16 protein-coding genes and 1 pseudogene are annotated in these 16,091 nt (G+C 62.9%); 15 read left to right on the top strand and 2 right to left on the bottom strand.

The genetic code is table 11. The features are described from left to right. The first annotated feature begins 48 nt into the window (after nucleotides 1–48). From AAFN55_RS17775 to AAFN55_RS17730, 10 genes are all read left to right on the top strand, one after another. Nucleotides 49–2,361: an EAL domain-containing protein gene (locus AAFN55_RS17775; RefSeq protein WP_347800316.1), complete on the top strand. Its 2,313-nt coding sequence runs from the start codon at nucleotides 49–51 to the stop codon at nucleotides 2,359–2,361. A gap of 161 nt (nucleotides 2,362–2,522) precedes the next feature. Then, nucleotides 2,523–3,317, top strand: a complete 795-nt coding sequence (locus tag AAFN55_RS17770) for a hypothetical protein (RefSeq protein WP_347800315.1) — start codon at nucleotides 2,523–2,525, stop codon at nucleotides 3,315–3,317. A 104-nt stretch (nucleotides 3,318–3,421) separates the two neighbouring features. After that, nucleotides 3,422–4,096 carry a Crp/Fnr family transcriptional regulator gene (locus AAFN55_RS17765; RefSeq protein ID WP_347800314.1) on the top strand — a complete coding sequence of 225 codons (675 nt, stop codon included), beginning with the start codon at nucleotides 3,422–3,424 and terminating at the stop codon, nucleotides 4,094–4,096. 227 nt (nucleotides 4,097–4,323) lie between these two features. Beyond that, on the top strand, nucleotides 4,324–6,300 hold the full coding sequence (locus AAFN55_RS17760; RefSeq protein ID WP_347800313.1) for an AMP-binding protein: 1,977 nt from the start codon (nucleotides 4,324–4,326) through the stop codon (nucleotides 6,298–6,300). Beyond that, nucleotides 6,297–7,121 (top strand): ABC transporter ATP-binding protein, encoded by an 825-nt coding sequence (locus AAFN55_RS17755; protein WP_347800312.1) that lies wholly within the window; start codon nucleotides 6,297–6,299, stop codon nucleotides 7,119–7,121. The genes AAFN55_RS17760 and AAFN55_RS17755 overlap by 4 nt, the downstream gene beginning before the upstream one ends. 15 nt (nucleotides 7,122–7,136) lie before the next feature. Next, nucleotides 7,137–7,280, top strand: coding sequence for a DUF3096 domain-containing protein (locus tag AAFN55_RS17750; protein WP_347800311.1), 144 nt, complete (start codon nucleotides 7,137–7,139; stop codon nucleotides 7,278–7,280). A 38-nt stretch (nucleotides 7,281–7,318) separates the two neighbouring features. Beyond that, entirely contained in the window at nucleotides 7,319–8,278 is a 960-nt protein-coding gene (locus AAFN55_RS17745) for a branched-chain amino acid ABC transporter permease (protein WP_347800310.1), read from the top strand. Between the two features lie 3 nt (nucleotides 8,279–8,281). Further along, on the top strand, nucleotides 8,282–9,358 hold the full coding sequence (locus tag AAFN55_RS17740) for a branched-chain amino acid ABC transporter permease (protein ID WP_347800309.1): 1,077 nt from the start codon (nucleotides 8,282–8,284) through the stop codon (nucleotides 9,356–9,358). Between the two features lie 69 nt (nucleotides 9,359–9,427). Next, nucleotides 9,428–10,741 carry an ABC transporter substrate-binding protein gene (locus tag AAFN55_RS17735; RefSeq protein ID WP_347800308.1) on the top strand — a complete coding sequence of 438 codons (1,314 nt, stop codon included), beginning with the start codon at nucleotides 9,428–9,430 and terminating at the stop codon, nucleotides 10,739–10,741. Nucleotides 10,742–10,798: 57 nt separating this feature from the next. Beyond that, the gene (locus tag AAFN55_RS17730) at nucleotides 10,799–11,638 is read left to right on the top strand and encodes an ABC transporter ATP-binding protein (RefSeq protein WP_347800307.1); all 840 of its coding nucleotides are present in this window, start codon (nucleotides 10,799–10,801) and stop codon (nucleotides 11,636–11,638) included. A gap of 116 nt (nucleotides 11,639–11,754) precedes the next feature. Here AAFN55_RS17730 and AAFN55_RS17725 read toward each other — a convergent pair whose 3' ends face one another. Both AAFN55_RS17725 and soxR read right to left on the bottom strand, forming a co-directional pair. Beyond that, nucleotides 11,755–12,378 (bottom strand): hypothetical protein, encoded by a 624-nt coding sequence (locus AAFN55_RS17725; protein ID WP_347800306.1) that lies wholly within the window; start codon nucleotides 12,376–12,378, stop codon nucleotides 11,755–11,757. Nucleotides 12,379–12,547: 169 nt separating this feature from the next. After that, complete coding sequence (soxR, locus tag AAFN55_RS17720; protein WP_347800305.1) at nucleotides 12,548–13,018, bottom strand: redox-sensitive transcriptional activator SoxR; 471 nt, start codon at nucleotides 13,016–13,018, stop codon at nucleotides 12,548–12,550. A gap of 72 nt (nucleotides 13,019–13,090) precedes the next feature. Between soxR and AAFN55_RS17715 the strand changes: the two genes are divergently transcribed. The 5 genes and pseudogenes from AAFN55_RS17715 to AAFN55_RS17695 form a co-directional block, all read left to right on the top strand. Then, nucleotides 13,091–13,525 carry an SgcJ/EcaC family oxidoreductase gene (locus tag AAFN55_RS17715; protein ID WP_347800304.1) on the top strand — a complete coding sequence of 145 codons (435 nt, stop codon included), beginning with the start codon at nucleotides 13,091–13,093 and terminating at the stop codon, nucleotides 13,523–13,525. 3 nt (nucleotides 13,526–13,528) lie between these two features. Further along, nucleotides 13,529–14,083, top strand: coding sequence for an NAD(P)H-dependent oxidoreductase (locus AAFN55_RS17710; RefSeq protein WP_347800303.1), 555 nt, complete (start codon nucleotides 13,529–13,531; stop codon nucleotides 14,081–14,083). Next, complete coding sequence (locus AAFN55_RS17705; RefSeq protein WP_347800302.1) at nucleotides 14,080–15,336, top strand: MFS transporter; 1,257 nt, start codon at nucleotides 14,080–14,082, stop codon at nucleotides 15,334–15,336. The genes AAFN55_RS17710 and AAFN55_RS17705 overlap by 4 nt, the downstream gene beginning before the upstream one ends. Before the next feature lie 81 nt (nucleotides 15,337–15,417). Then, entirely contained in the window at nucleotides 15,418–15,645 is a 228-nt protein-coding gene (locus tag AAFN55_RS17700) for an aa3-type cytochrome c oxidase subunit IV (protein WP_347800301.1), read from the top strand. Nucleotides 15,646–15,736: 91 nt separating this feature from the next. Then, a pseudogene (locus tag AAFN55_RS17695) lies at nucleotides 15,737–16,091 on the top strand (NAD(P)(+) transhydrogenase (Re/Si-specific) subunit alpha); the annotation flags it as partial.

Below are 16,091 nucleotides of genomic sequence, written 5' to 3'. Positions count from 1 at the left end.
TTCTTAATGTGACTATGGCAGCCTTTGGGTTCAAAACGGTAATCCGGCATGCCCAATCGAAAGAACGAAGAGCTCCCGCTCGACATATACATACCGTTTGTGCAGACCTTGTTCCGCGACAGCGTAACTCTTGCGGTGGGTTTTGCTGCGCAGATTTTACTCGCGATCCTCGTTTTTCTCAGTTCAGGCGACCCGATTTATTTGGGAGTGGCGTTAAGTCTCGGCACGCTCGCTTTTTTTCGTCTTCAGAGTGTTCGCCGTTACAGTGATGCGCCGCCGCCGGCCGATCGCGCGGAGGCGCGGGAGCGCGAGCGCCTCTACATTTTCTATGGGGCGTTCCACGGGTTTCTGCTCGGCCTCTTCTGCTTCATCACGATCTATTGGTCGCACGATTACTTCGGCGAGATCGCTTCGGTCTGCGTGACGCTTGCGTCCGCGACATCGATCGCCGGCCGGAACTACGGCTCGCCGCGGATGGTGATGCTGTTCATCATGACCATGACATGGCCGATATCGCTGGCGTTCATTCTGCGCGGCGACGTGTTCCACGTCATCCTCGGCTGCATGTCGATCCCGTTCTTCTTCGCCATTCGCCGCTTTGCCGAGAATGTGCGCGAGGTTCTCTTCGCCGCCTTGTCCGAGCAGAAGAAGGCCAATCGCCTCGCCCAGCGTTTCGACAAGGCGCTCAACACGATGACGTCGGGCCTGATCATGCTCAGCCCCGCGGGACGTGTCGTGGTGGCCAATGCAGAGGCGGCCGATCTGATGCGGGTCTCGGACCCGGATCGCCTTCTCGGGCGCACCTTGCGCGGGCTTCTGATGCGCGGCGTCGCCGGCGGCATGCTGAGCGACAAGGATTCGCGCTACGCGGAAACGCAGCTCACGCGCGCGCTGCGGGAAGGCAAGGACCGCAAGGTCCTTTTGCGCTTGTCCAACGGGCGCTATTTCGAGTTCTCCGCCCGTGAAGGCTATGACGAGCTCGGCGTGATCACCTTCGACGAGGTGACGGCGCGCATCGAGGCGGAAGAGCGCATTCGTTTCATGGCGCGCTACGACAGCCTGACGGGGCTGGCCAACCGCGCCTTCTTCCACGAGCTCATCACGGAGCATGTGTCGTCGGGCGACCAGAACCGCTCGGTCGGCTTGGTCGTCTTCGATCTCGACGACTTCAAGAGCATCAACGACACACTCGGCCATCCGGTCGGCGACGGCCTGATTTTCGCCGTGGCGGAGCGCCTCGGGCGCTATGCCAGCGAGGACGTGAAGGTCAGCCGCTTCGGCGGCGACGAGTTCATGATCTTCTTCAACGATGTCAGCGAAGGGGATACATTCTCCACCATCCTCGACGGTATCTTCAGCAGCCTCTGCGGCGATGTCGATGTCGCCGGGCACTCGCTGCGCATCCAGGCAAGCGCCGGAGCCGTGATCAGCCCCGCGAAGACGGCGGATGTCGATGCGATGATCGTGCGCGCCGACCTCGCGCTCTACAAGGCCAAGGAGAACGGCAAGAACGGCTGGCGCCTGTTCGAGGCCACGATGGACCAGGCCTTCCGCAACCGGCAGGTGATGAAGGCCGATCTGCGCCATGCTGTGGAGACGCGCAGTCTTCGCGTAGTCTATCAGCCGATCGTCTCGATGGAGACCATGCGCATCGCAAGCTGCGAGGCGCTGTGCCGCTGGGATCATCCGGAACTCGGCCCGATTTCACCGGCGGTCTTCATTCCGCTCGCCGAGGAGATGGGCATCATCTCGGACATAAGCACCTTCATGCTGAATGCGGCGACGCTGGAGTGCACGCGTTGGCCCAATCCTATTTCGGTATCGGTGAACCTCTCGGCCAAGGACTTCCGCAACGACGACGTTCTGGCGAAGGTTCGCAACGCCCTCGATGCGTCCGGCCTTGCGCCGCACCGCCTGGAGATCGAGGTCACGGAAACCGCGCTTCTCGACGACCGTTCGCAGACGCGGGAGTATATCGAGCAGATGAAGACGATCGGCGTGCGCATCGCGCTCGACGATTTCGGCACCGGCTATTCCAGCCTGAGCTACCTGCACACGCTTCCGCTCGACAAGGTCAAGATCGATCGTTCTTTCCTGATCGACGTGACGCGGAACGCCCGCTCGCTCGAACTCCTGAAGGGCATCGTGAACCTGTCGCGGCCGCTCGGCCTTTCCGTCACCATCGAAGGCGTGGAGACGTTCGAGCAGCTCAAGATCCTGTCGCTCGAAGTCAAGCCGGACCTCGTCCAGGGTTTCCTGTTCGGATCCGCCCTGACGGCTTCCGGGATCGATACCATGTCGAACACGACGTGGCCCTTCGCGAACCAGATCAGTGCCTCGCTTCGCAAATCCAGCTCCTAAAGCTCATGACAACGGCCGCAGACCCCTTGCCCCATGACTTTGTCGTTAACGGTTGATTAAGGTTAACCGGGCGTTAACAGCACCTGTCGCTTTTTCGACTTTACTCCTTTCGGCGGTGCGATACCCTGTAGTAGGCGGATGAGTTGAGTACGGGGACAAGTATGGGTGGCAATGTTACGGCGCTTGCGAGCGCATCGGGGGACGTTCGTGGCGCAACTGATCTCGGTAACGAGGGCGCCGAAGTCTCTTCCTTCGTCAAGAACATCTATTCACTTCTGGAACGGGTAGAGTATCGCCGTTGCGAGAGCGGGGATGATCTCGAAGCCATCTACAAGCTTCGTTACAAATCCTACCGCGCCACCGACATGGTGCCGGCCAATCGGGAGCGTCTGGTCTACGACGCGCTGGACGACCTGCCGAACTGCTACCGCTTCGGTGTGTATATCGACGGCCAGCTCGTCAGCACCTTACGTATCCATCATGCGGCGGCGGAGCACACCCAATCACCTTCGACCATCGTCTATCCCGACGTGCTGATGCCGCGGATATCCGCCGGCGAGTCCTTCATCGATCCCAGCCGTTTCGCGGCTGATCCGGAGTGGTCGAAGGCGTTTCCGCAAATCCCGTACATCACATTGCGGCTTGCCGGCATGGCGTGCTTCCACTTCGCAGCGCCGTACTGCCTGTCGACGATCCGCCCCGACCATGCGGGCTTCTACAAGCGCATCTACTGCTCCGAGCAGATCGGCGACCTGCGCGACTATCCCGGGCTGAACTATCAGGTGATCCTGTATCAGGCCAACGTGAACGCGATCCGTCTTCGCTCGTTCGTGCGCTTTCCGTTCTTCCGGTCGACGGCCATGGAACAGCGGATGATGTTCGGCCAGCCTGCCAAGGGCGAACTCGCACCGCTGACCATTCTGCCGACCGCGAAATACATCAAGCACGCGGCCTAACCGCCTCGGCGGCCGCCCTGCCGGCTGCTTGTCTTTCGCGGAGAGGGCGTTCATAAGCCGTCGCAATGCGGCTGCCCATGGCAGCGCGTCCGCACCGAGGACCGATGACCACACGCGACGACATCGTCCGCTCGGCCGTCTGGGCATCTGAGCTGACCGACGACGAACTGGACCGCGCGCGCCGCGGCGTGGTCGAGCGCGTCTTCGCGAAGGGCGGCTACATCTGCCATCGCGGCGACAAGCTCGATCACTGGACCGGCGTCGTCACCGGCCTCGTCAAGATCAGCGCGATTTCGCGGGACGGCAAGGCCATGACATTTGCCGGGGCGACCGATGGCGGCTGGTTCGGCGAGGGCTCGGTCCTGAAGGATGAACCACGCAAATACGATCTCGTTGCGATCCGCGAGACGCGTCTCGCCATGATGCCGCGCGCGACGTTCATGTGGCTCTTCGAAAACAGCACCGGCTTCAATCGTTTCCTCGTGCGCCAGCTCAACGAGCGGATGGGGCAGTTCATCGCTACGATCGAATACGACCGCATCCTCGGCCCCAAGGCGCGGGTGGCGCGCAATCTCTCCTGGTTCTTCAATCGCGTTCTCTACCCGAATACCGGCGCGTGGATCGAGATCAGCCAGGAAGAGCTCGGTCTGCTTGCCGGCGTCTCGCGCCAGGTCGTCAATCGTAGCCTGCAGGAGCTCGAGGACGAAGGCCTGCTCGCGGTCGAGCACGGTCGGATCAGGCCGCTCGATATCCCGGCTCTCACAGCCTACGACGCCTGACGGCAGCCCGCGAAGACGCGGCATCGTATGTCGATCCGGATGGTTGGGAGGGGCGCATACACTGGCGCCCATTCAAGAGACAATCTGGCGTCCTGTCTGTCAAGCGGCCAGTTGCTTGCAGGGCGATTTCGTGAAAACTTCCGGTTCATGGTGAGGGCGGTCGCGTCGATGCGGCAGTCCTCCGGGAGGATAAAGGGCGGACAACGCCCGACGGGAGGATTTGGGTTTTGGCGCAAGCTGCGACCTCGCTCGACACGTTTCCGAAATATCTGCTGCTCAACGCGGAGCGATTTCGCGATGGGCCGGCCATGCGCCACAAGGATCGCGGCATATGGCAGAATTGGAGCTGGGCGCAGCAGCTCGACGAAATCCGCGCCTTCGCCATAGGGCTGGAGACGATCGGCTTCGTGCGCGGCGACAAGGTCGCGGTCGTCGGTGCGAACAGGCCGCGTCTCTATTGGACCTTTGCCGCTGTGCAGTCGCTGGGCGGCGTTCCGGTTCCCGTCTATGCCGACGCGGTGGCGGAGGAGATGGCCTATGTCATCGATCACGCAGCCGTGCGCTTCGCCGTCGTGCAGGACCAGGAGCAGGTCGACAAGCTGCAATCCTTCCGCGAGACGATCCCGGCCCTGAAGGAAATCATCTACGACGAGCCGCGCGGCCTGAGGGACTATCCGGCCGGCGGTCTGCACGATTTCACCGCCGTCCAGGCGGCCGGGCGAGCCGCGATGGAAGCTGACCCCGACCGCGCAGGGCGCTGGGCGGCGGACATCCAGGCCGCCAGCGGCGACGACACGTCGATCATGCTCTACACCTCGGGCACGACCGGCCGCTCCAAGGGCGTGATGATCAAGGCGGCCGCGGCCGTCAACGCGGCCGCAGACACGGCCGCCTTCGACAATCTGTCGGAGACGGACAGCGTGCTCGCCTATCTGCCGCTGGCCTGGGTGGGGGATCACTACCTCAACTACGCGCAAGGCTATATCGCCGGTTTCTGCATGAACTGCCCGGAGAGCCAGCAGACCGTTCCGCAGGATTTGCGCGAGATCGGCCCGACCTACTATTTCGCGCCGCCCCGCGTCTTCGAAGGTCTGCTGACGAGCGTCACGATCCGCATGGAGGATGCGGGCCGCTTCAAGAAATGGGTGTTCCGCCACTTCACCGAAGTGGCCAGGAAATACGGCGAGGCGATCCTCGAAAAGCGGCCCGTTTCGCTGGCGGGGCGGCTCCACTATGCGCTTGGCGAACTGTTTCTCTACGGCCCTCTCAAGAACGTGCTCGGCATGTCGAACATCCGTGTCGCCTATACGGCCGGCGAGGCGATCGGCAGCGATTTGTTCTCGTTCTTCCGCTCGCTCGGCATCAATTTGAAGCAGCTTTACGGCCAGACCGAAGCGTTTCTCTACGTGACCGTCCAGAAGGACGGGCAGGTGCGCTCCGATACGGTCGGCCCCGCGGCTCCCAATGTCGACATCCGGATCGCCGACAATGGCGAAGTCCTTTTCAAGTCGCCCGGCATGTTCTCGGGCTACTACAAGGAGGACGACAAGACCGTCGAGACGATGACGCCGGACGGCTATGTGAAGACGGGCGACGCCGGCTTCTTCGACACCGATGGCCAGCTCAAGATCATCGATCGCGCCAAGGATGTCGGCAAGCTGCGCGACGGCTCGCTCTACGCGCCGAAATATCTCGAGAACACGCTGAAATTCTTCCCCAACATCAAGGAAGCGGTGGCGTTCGGCGACGGGCGGGACTTCGTCGCCGCGTTCCTCAACATCGACCTCCAGGCCGTCGGCAACTGGGCCGAGCGCAACAACATCGCCTATGCGTCCTATCAGGAACTGGCGGGCCATCCGCTGGTCTACGACCTGGTGGCGCAGAATGTCGACGAGACGAACCGCAGGCTTGCGAGCGAGCCGATGATGGCCGGCGCGCAGATCAAGCGTTTCCTGATCCTGCACAAGGAACTGGACGCCGATGACGGCGAGCTGACCCGCACGCAGAAGGTGCGCCGCTCCTTCGTCGCCGAGCGCTATGGCGAGCTGATCGAGGCGCTCTATGACGGCTCGACGGAAAAGTTCGTCTCCACCGAAGTCACCTTCGAGGACGGCCGCAAGGGCAAGATCAGCGCGACCGTGAGGATCGTCGACGCCCGGACGCACGGCCAGCCGCAGGGCGGCTACAGGGAGGCTGCCGAATGACCCTGAAGCCGCCGGCCAGCCAGTTCGCCGTCGAGGACGACGGCATCGCGAAAGGGGATGTCCTGCTCGACGTGAAGAATGTCTCGCTCGCATTCGGCGGCGTGAAGGCGATCTCCAACATCTCGCTCGATGTCCGAAAGGGCGAAATCCGCGCCATCATCGGCCCGAACGGCGCCGGCAAGACGTCGATGCTCAACGTCATCAACGGTTTCTACACGCCGCAGGAAGGCACCATCACCTTTCGCGGCACCGAGCGCCGGGCGATGAAGTCGCACCATGCCGTGCGCCAGGGCATCGCCCGCACGTTCCAGAACGTCGCGCTCTTCAAGGGCATGACGACGCTCGAAAACATCATGGCCGGCCGCTCCGTGCACATGTCGCGCGGTATCGGCTGGCAGATGCTGTGGCACGGCCCGGCGTTGCGCGAGGAGATCGCCCATCGCGAGAAGGTCGAGGAGATCATCGATTTCCTCGAGATCGAGCACATACGGCGCACCCCGGTCGGCAAGCTGCCCTATGGTTTGCAGAAGCGCGTCGAACTCGGGCGGGCGCTCGCCATGGAGCCGTCGCTCCTGCTTCTCGACGAGCCGATGGCCGGCATGAACCTCGAGGAAAAAGAGGATATGAGCCGCTTCATCATCGACGTGAACCAGCAGCGCGGTACGACCATCGCGCTCATCGAGCACGATATGGGCGTCGTCATGGACCTTTCCGACCGCGTCGTCGTTCTCGACTACGGCAAGAAGATTGCCGATGGTACGCCGGATGCGGTGAAGGCGGAGCAAGCCGTCATCGACGCCTATCTCGGCGTGGCTCACTGATGGAAAGGAACACATATGGAAGGCCTGCCTCTTACCCCGCTGATCTCGCTGATCGCGGGTGTCATCATCCTGATCGTGCCGCGTCTGCTCAACTACATCGTGGCGATCTACCTCATCATCGTCGGTCTCCTCGGGCTGTTTCCGCAGTTGGCCGGGTGATCGCACCCATTGACGACGCGTAGGGGGACGCCGGAAACATGGACTTTCTACACTCGATCCTCATCCAGCCCTTCGCCGACATGTTCGGCGCGCCGGATTTCCTGGTGCAGGTTCTGTGGGAAGGGGCGGTTTCCGGCGTGCTCTACGCGCTCATCGCGCTCGGCTTCGTCCTGATCTTCAAGTCGTCGCGCATCTTCAATTTCGCGCAAGGCATCATGGTCGTCTTCGCGGCGCTGACGCTGGTCGGACTGCATGAACGCGGGGTGCCGGCCCTTCTCGCGCTTCCCATGACGCTCGGCGTGATGTTCATCCTTACGGTGTGCATCGAGCGCGTCGTGCTGCGGCCGCTGGTCAACCAGCCCGACATCATCTTCTTCATGGCGACGATCGGGATCACGCTGTTCCTGATCGGCTTCGGCGAAATCATCTTCGGCGGCGAAAACAAACGCATGATCACCGAGGAACTCATGATCCCGACGGGGAGCTTCGAGTTCGAGCCGTTCGGCGGTTTCGTGCTGATCGAGCAGCGCGACGTGACCGTGGTCGCCGGTGCGATCCTGCTGGTGGCGGGGCTGCTGCTCTTCCTCAACAAATCCAAGATGGGCCGCGCGATCCGCGCGCTTGGCGACGACCATCAGGCAGCGCTCTCGGTCGGCATCTCGCTGTCGACGATCTGGGTCATCGTCTGGTTCATCGCCGGCGTGATCGCGCTCGTCACCGGCATCGCGTGGGGATCTCGCGCGGGCGTGTCCTTCGCGCTCGAGGTGATCGCCTACAAGGCGCTGCCGGTCCTGATGCTGGGCGGTCTGGAATCCGTCTCCGGCGCGATCATCGGCGGCCTCATGATCGGCATTTTGGAAAAACTCTTCGAGATCTACTGGGGCCAGCCGCTGCTGGGTGGAAACACCGAAGCCTGGTTCGCCTACGTCCTGGCGCTCGTCGTGCTCCTGTTCAGGCCGCAGGGCCTGTTCGGCGAAAAGATCATCGAGCGGGTGTAGGTCATGCTCTATCGCGTCGCCGGACAATACAAGACCAGCTACGAGGCGGATTACGCGCTGTTTCCGGTCAAGCAGGATGCGTGGCTGCTCGGCTTCATCCTGCTCATCGCCTTCGTGATCTTCCCCCTGACGGCGAACGAGTTCGTCTTCCGCGCGCTCCTTACCCCCGTGCTGATCTATTCGCTCGCGGCACTCGGGCTCAACATCCTGACGGGCTATGCCGGGCAGTTGTCGCTCGGCACCGGCGCGTTCATGGGTGTGGGGGCTTATGCCTGCTACAAGCTGATCACGATCTTCCCCGAGATGAACCTGATCGTGGCGATCGCGCTCTCAGGGTTCTTCTCGGCCTCGATCGGCGTCGCGTTCGGCCTGCCCTCCTTGCGCATCAAGGGTTTTTATCTCGCGATCGCGACGCTGGCCGCGCAGTTCTTCCTGGTGTGGCTGTTCCAGAAATGGGCGTGGCTCTACAATTACTCCGCGTCGGGCGCGATCCAGGTCCCGAACATGCGCATGTTCGGCATCACCATCGCCGGACCGAACGCCACCGCGCTGACGCAATACTACGTCGTCTTGTGCGTGGTCACAGTGGTCACCCTCTTCGCGATCAACATCACGCGCGGCCGCATCGGGCGCATCTGGAAGGCGGTGCGCGACATGGACATCGCCGCCGAGCTCGTCGGTATCAATCTGATGAAGGCCAAGCTGATGGCCTTCTTCGTGTCATCCTACATCGTCGGTGTCTCAGGCGCGCTGTTCGTTTTCCTGTGGCGCGGCGCGGCGGAGGCCAATCTGTTCGACATCCCGCTGTCGTTTCGCGTCCTGTTCATCGTCATCATCGGCGGGCTGGGCTCGATCCTCGGCAACTATCTCGGCGCCATCCTGATCGTGGCGCTGCCGGTCATCATCGGAAACGTGCCGGGGTTCTTCGGGATACCGATCAGTTCATCGAGCGTCGAGCACATCAACATCATGATCATCGGCGCGCTGATCATCACATTCCTGATTCTGGAACCGCATGGCCTTGCGCGCTACTGGGCCGTGATCCGGGAGAAGCTGATCATTTGGCCGTTCCCGCACTGATGGCGGGCGCGGCGGCATAAAAGGGTAGAGGAAACGCCCGGAAAACGGGCACACACGGAGGAGCGACTGATGAGACACACGATCAAGGCAGCCCTGATTGCGAGCGCTTTCGCCATCGGGATCGCAGCGCCGGCAGCGGCGCAGGACGCGCTGAAACTTCCGAACATGTCGTACCGGACCGGACCGTTCGCGGCGACCGGCACGCCGCACATGAACGGCCAGCTCGACTACATGACAATGCTCAACGAACGCGACGGCGGCATCAACGGCGTGCGCGTCGCATTCGACGAGTGCGAGACCGGCTACAACACCGAAAAGGGCGTCGAATGCTATGAGCGCACCAAATCCGACGGCACGCTGATCACGCAGCCCTGGTCGACCGGTATCACGCTTCAGGTCCTGCCGCGCACCAACGTCGACCAGATCCCGATGTTCGCCCCGAGCTACGGTTTCTCGGCCATGCAGGACGGCAAGACGTTCAAATGGGCGTTCAATCCGCCGACCTCCTATTGGGATGGCGCGTCGATGATCATGCAGGCGATATCCGACGGCAATCTCGACAACCTCAACGGCAAGAAGATCGCGCTGCTGCATCTCGACCATCCCTACGGAAAGGAGCCGATCCCGCTTCTGGAATCGCTTGCGGCCAAGCATGGCTTCAGCCTGTTGCCGATCCCGGTCGGCCTGACCGAGATGCAGAACCAGTCGGCGCAGTGGCTGCAGATCCGGCGCGAGCGTCCTGACTTCGTGCTCATGTGGGGCTGGGGCGCGATGAATGCCGGCGCGATCACCGAGGCGGTGAAGACCCGCTATCCGATGAACCAGTTCGTCAGCGTCTGGTGGGGCGCGCATGAGCCCGACCTCAAGCTCGTCGGCGATCAGGGCAAGGGCTATCGCGCACTGTCGTGGAACTTCGTGGATTCCGACTCCAAGCTGATGCAGGACGTCAAGAAGTACGTCGTCGATACCGGCAAGTCGCAGATCAACCAGGCCGCCGGCGAGTTCGACAGCACGGCCTACCAGCGCGGCATCCTGATGTCGGTCATGCTGGCCGACGCCGTGAGGGCGGCGCAGGATCATGCCGGAACGCCGAACATCGACCGCGAACAGCTTCGCTGGGGTCTGGAAAACATCAAGCTCGACGAGGCGAAGCTCGCCGAAATCGGAGCCGAGGAGATGATGGCTCCGTTCTCGACGAGCTGCAGCAACCACACCGGCCACGCCAGTGCATGGATGGTCGAGTGGGACGGTGCGAAGTTCGTCAAGGCGTCCGACCTGCTGACGGCCGACCGCGCGAGCATCGATCCGCTGGTCGAGAAGGCTTCGGCGGAATATGCGGCCGCCAATCAGCCCTGGGGCATGAACGACGAGTGCACCGAATAGACTGAAATCCCGGTCCGGCGTTTCGACGCCGGACCGGCTTTCCTGATTGGAAGGTCAATGACGCCCACAAGCACCGCTCCAACCCCTGACCCCGCCGAACAGATCCTCTCGGTCAACAACATCGAGGTGATCTACGACCATGTGATTCTCGTCCTGAAGGGCGTGTCGCTTTCGGTCCCGCGCGGCGGCATCACCGCGCTTCTGGGCGCGAACGGGGCGGGCAAGACGACGACGCTCAAGGCGATCTCGAACCTGCTCCATGCCGAGCGCGGCGAGGTCACCAAGGGCAACATCCTCTTCGAGGGTGCGCAGGTGCAGAACCTGTCGCCGAACACGCTGGTGCGGCGCGGCTGCATCCAGGTGATGGAAGGCCGTCACTGCTTCGGCCATCTCTCGGTCGAGGACAATCTGATGACCGGCGCCTTCACGCGGCGTGACGGGGCAGCCGCGATCCGCGACGACCTCGACCTCGTCTACCAGTATTTCCCGCGCCTCAAGGTGCGGCGCACGAGCCTTGCCGGCTACACGTCAGGCGGCGAGCAGCAGATGACCGCCATCGGCCGCGCCCTGATGTCGAGGCCGAAGATGATCCTGCTCGACGAGCCGTCGATGGGGCTTGCGCCGCAACTGGTGGAGGAAATCTTCGAGATCGTGAAGAAGCTCAACGAGGAGCAGGGCGTGTCCTTCCTGCTCGCCGAGCAGAACACCAACATCGCCCTGCGATACGCCAAATATGGCTACATCCTCGAATCGGGCCGCATCGTGCTCGACGGCGACGCGACATCGCTGCGCGAGAACGAGGACGTCAAGGAATTCTATCTGGGCGTGGGCGGCGAGGGGCGTCGCTCCTTCAAGGACGTGAAGCACTACAAGCGGCGCAAGCGCTGGCTTGCGTGACCCGTCGCTAATGCTTGTCGCCCAAAAGTGGGAACCGGTTTTGGGACAACGACATGCATAAAAACAAGGACCTAAAGCGCGGTAAGCGAATCTGAAAGATCGCGACTCGCTTTAGGTCACCACTTGAAGCTGTAGGATGCGCCGACGCGCGTCTTCTTGCTCGACCAGTTCTCGCCGTCCACGCGCGCTGAAAACTTGAGCGCCTTGCGCACCGGCTGCTCCACCGTGATCGCCGTCTTCCACGGGCTCGTGTCGCTGCGCGAGGTGCTTGCCACGACCGATGTGCGCGTCTTCGGCGAGGTCAGGCGCACCGACTGCGTGCCGCGCAGGCGCAACTGGTGGGGTCCGCGCGGGTCGTGATCGACGGCGAGCGACTGGTCGATCTCGGCGTCGAGACTGGGAAGCGTTGCCTTCACCGAACGGGAGACGATGGCCGTGCGCGTGCCTTCGACGCCGCGCGCGCTCAACTGGAGGCGCGTCTTTCGCTCCCGGCCCCGTCCCGATTGTGACGGCATTTCCACCGTTCCCCACATCGTCATCGGCTTGAAGCCGAGCTTTGCGCCCTTGTCCTCGACGGAGAGCGTCACCCCGGCGGTCGAGTGCCAGGGCGTGGGGAGCCTGGTGCCGACGCGCGCGCCGAGCGCGTTCTCGTTCGGCATGGTCGGCTCCCAGATCAGGGGCCGGTCATCGCCGAGCGCCGGCGAGGCAGCGAAGAGGGTCGCCACGAACGCCATGGCCATCGAAATCGTCAGTCTTGGATGCATCGAACATGGACAGGTTCAGCCTGTCCTCACCTAATGTTTCAAGATGTAATGTGTCGTATCATCATGTTCGAGTCGCTTCCACCCGCGGATCGGCCGATCCGGCAATCGAAGGCTCTCCTGTTGCCGAAACCACACGCCGGATTGCTCAGCGTTCAAGCAATCTGGCGCCGGGACCCTCGCTTGCCAGCGCGTCGTGCGGATTGCGCAAGGGGCAATCCCGGACGGACAGACATCCGCAACCGATGCAGCCTGTCAGGCTGTCGCGAAGCTGCGTCAGGGCGCGGATGCGCTCGTCGAGTTCCGCGTGCCAACCTTCGGAAAGCTTGCGCCAGTCGTCGGCGGTCGGCGTGCGGCCATCCGGCAGCGTCGCCAGGGCCTGCTTGATCGATGCGAGCGGAATGCCGGTTCGTTGCGCGATCTTGATCACCGCGACACGGCGCAGGATTTCGCGCGGATAGCGGCGCTGGTTGCCCCGGCTGCGCCGGCTCTGGATCAGCCCTTCACGCTCGTAGAAGTGGAGCGCCGACACCGCCACGCCTGCCCGTGCCGCAACCTCGCCGACACTCAGTTCCCTTGGAAACGGGCGTGGTTTCGCGCCATCTGCTTTTTCTGTCATTTCGTCATTGACCACAACATTTGTTGAGGTTGTATCAATGCGGCCGTTGCGTTGCAAATCAAGGAGAGAATGATGGCGACGGCATTGCAGACTTTTACGCAGGAGCCCGGATTCGAGCAGCGTGTGGCGGCGTGTGCTCTGGTGGGCGCGATGCAGGATGCGTTCAACGCGAAGGATGCGGCGGCCCTTGCGAAGAACCTCAGCGAAGACGCCATCTGGACGAATGCGATCGGGGTGCGCGCCAGGGGGCGCGGCGAGATCGAGCGCCTGGCCCGGACGATGATGGCGCGCAACGGAAACAATTTTGCACGCTATGACATCGTCGACATCATTTCCGTCCGGCCGGATGTCGGCATCGTCAACCTGAAGCAGGTTCCGACCGATGCGGACGGACGCGAGCGGCAGGAACCCGGCGCGGTGCCGCTCTATGTGATCGCGCGGCAGGTTGATGGCTGGAAGATCGTGGCGGGCCAGAATACGCTCGTTCTCAGCCCGGAAGGAGCCTGATTGATGCAGAAGGCGCTCAGAATCGCAGTCATCTATGGCAGTGTCCGTGACGGGCGCTTGTGCGACACGATCGTGTCCTGGGTGGCAGGGCAGATCGGCATGGACAGCCGGTTCGAGATCGATCTCGTGGACCCCGCCGATCACACGCCGGAGCGCGCAAGCGGGCGAACTTCGGGCAACCGGCTTGCGGCTGCGGACGGCTTCATCGTGGTGACGCCGGAATACAATCACTCCTTCACCGGCGCGCTGAAGTCGTTCATCGACACGTTCGGCGAAGAGTGGCATGCCAAGCCTGTCGCGTTCGTCTCTTATGGCGGCCTTTCGGGCGGATTGCGCGCGGTCGAGCATCTGCGCGGGGTCTTCGCCGAACTCCACGCGGTTGGTCTGCGCGATACGGTCAGCTTCGCCGGCGTGTGGAACCGCTTCGGCGCGGATGGAGAGCTCAAGGATCCCGTTGCGGCCGAGCGGTCGATGGCGACGCTTCTGTCGCGACTGCACTGGTGGGCATCCGCGCTCAGGTCGGCGCGGGCCGATCGCGAATTCGAGGTGGCCGCATGATCGATGTGCGAGAAACGCCTTTGCACGAGGCCGCCGATATCGGGTCCGGCGGAGCCTCATCGACCGCCCATGCGCCGGGTCGCGCGGCCCAGGCCACGCTGGTTCTCGTCGGCTCGCTCGTCGTGCTCGCCACGGCAGTCATCGCGCCGGCGCTGCCTGCCATCGAGGCGCATTTTTCGGGCGACCCCGGTTCCAGCGTTCTGGTGCGCCTCATCATCACCTTGCCGGCCCTCGTCATTGCCGTGGCGGCGCCGTTCGCGGGCTATGTTCTCGACCGATCGGAGAGGCGGCCGATCGTCTTCTGGGCGCTCATCGGCTTCGTGATCTTCGGAACGGCAGGCGTTGCGGTCGACAGTCTCGAGGTCTTGCTCGCCACGCGCGCCGGCCTTGGCCTCTCCGTGGCGTTCCTGATGGCCGGGTTCACTTCGCTCGTCGGCGACCTTTTCGAGCCCGAGCAGCGCGCAGCCATCATGGGGAGGCAGGTCAGCGCGAACTCCATCATCAGCCTGAGCATGATCTTTGCCGCGGGCGCGCTGACGCAGATCGACTGGCACGCTGCGTTTCTGATCTACCTCGTGGCGGCGCCTCTGGTCGCGGCGTTCTGGATCTACGTTCCAAACCCGCCGCGTGCGCTTGCCGCTACGTCCGTCGCGCCTGACGGTGGCGGACAGCGTCTCTCCGGCACGGTGATCGCGGTCTATGCACTGGCAATCACCGGGCCTCTGCTGTTCCTTCTGATCCCCACGCAGGCCCCGTTTCTCATCGCGGAAACCCATGGCGGGACGTCATTGACCATCGCCATCGCGATGGGCGCATCGACCTTGGGCGTCTTGCCGGGATCGCTCCTGTTTCCAAGGTTGCGCAAGGCCATGTCGCCCTTCGCGCTTTTCGGCCTGGCTTTCGCTGTCATGGGCGCAGGTTTCGTGCTGCAGGGCCTCGCACCCTCGCTTGCGCTCTTGGTCGCAGCGATGGGGATCGCAGGCGTTGGTTTCGGGTTGATGATGCCCAATCTCAGCACGACGCTGCTTGCAGCCGCGCCGCCGGCCATGCGTGGCCGTCTGTCGGGCGGGTTGGTGTCGAGCATCTTTCTGGGGCAATTCCTGTCCCCGCTCGCCAGCCAACCCCTGGTAAACGCATATGGATACGAGCAGACGTTCATTGCGGCGGGCTATGCGTTCATCCTCGTTGCCGGCATTGCAGCACTCCGCGGGCTTCTGGTTGACCGGCCCCGCGCCTCGTCGAAACTCGGGTGACGCCGCGACAATCGTGCCATTGCCCTCGTGCGTCGATTTCGGTATCAGCGCACGAGAGCAAATTCGGAGGGGAGTCCGACGATGGCAGACAAGACACCGCACGGCCCGCTGGAACTGGGTGCCGACATGGACTACCAGGAGCACGAGAAGACATATTCGATGTTCCTCGGCCTGGCGAAATACGTGACGCTCATGTGCGTCGCACTGCTCGTCGCCATGGCATTCGGGTTCTTCACCAGCGCCGGCTTCTTTTCAGCGACCATTCTTTTCATATTGCTTTGTGGCCTCGGCGTCTTCCTGCTCCGTTAGAGTAGGGGCTGCGTCGGGCAGCATGCTACGCGGCCCGCAATGCGGGCTGCGTGCGTGTCGGGAGTAGGGTTCCAACCGAAAGGATTTGCCGGTGGGACAGACAGTTTTCGTACCCAGGGAGGTTGACGCAACGGAAACGAGGGTCGCCGCATCGCCGGATACGGTGAAGCGGCTGATTGCTTTCGGTTTGTCCGTTGTGGTGGAAGCGGGGGCGGGCGACAGTTCGCGGATACCCGATTCCGACTATCAGGCGGCAGGCGCGACGATCGGCAAGGCCGGCGATGCTTCCAAGGCGGACATCGTCTTGAAGGTGCGTCGCCCGATCGATGCCGAGCTCAAATCCTACAAGTCCGGCGCTATCGTGCTTGCGACGATGGATCCGTACGGCAATGACGCGGCCCTTGGCGCGATGGCGCGCGCGGGCATCTCGGCATTCTCGATGGAAT

The organism is Mesorhizobium sp. CAU 1732, from assembly GCF_039888675.1.
GTDB lineage: Bacteria > Pseudomonadota > Alphaproteobacteria > Rhizobiales > Rhizobiaceae > Aerobium.
The sequence above is the reverse complement of the archived record's forward strand: the minus strand, read 5'-3'. Positions and strand labels throughout refer to the sequence as shown.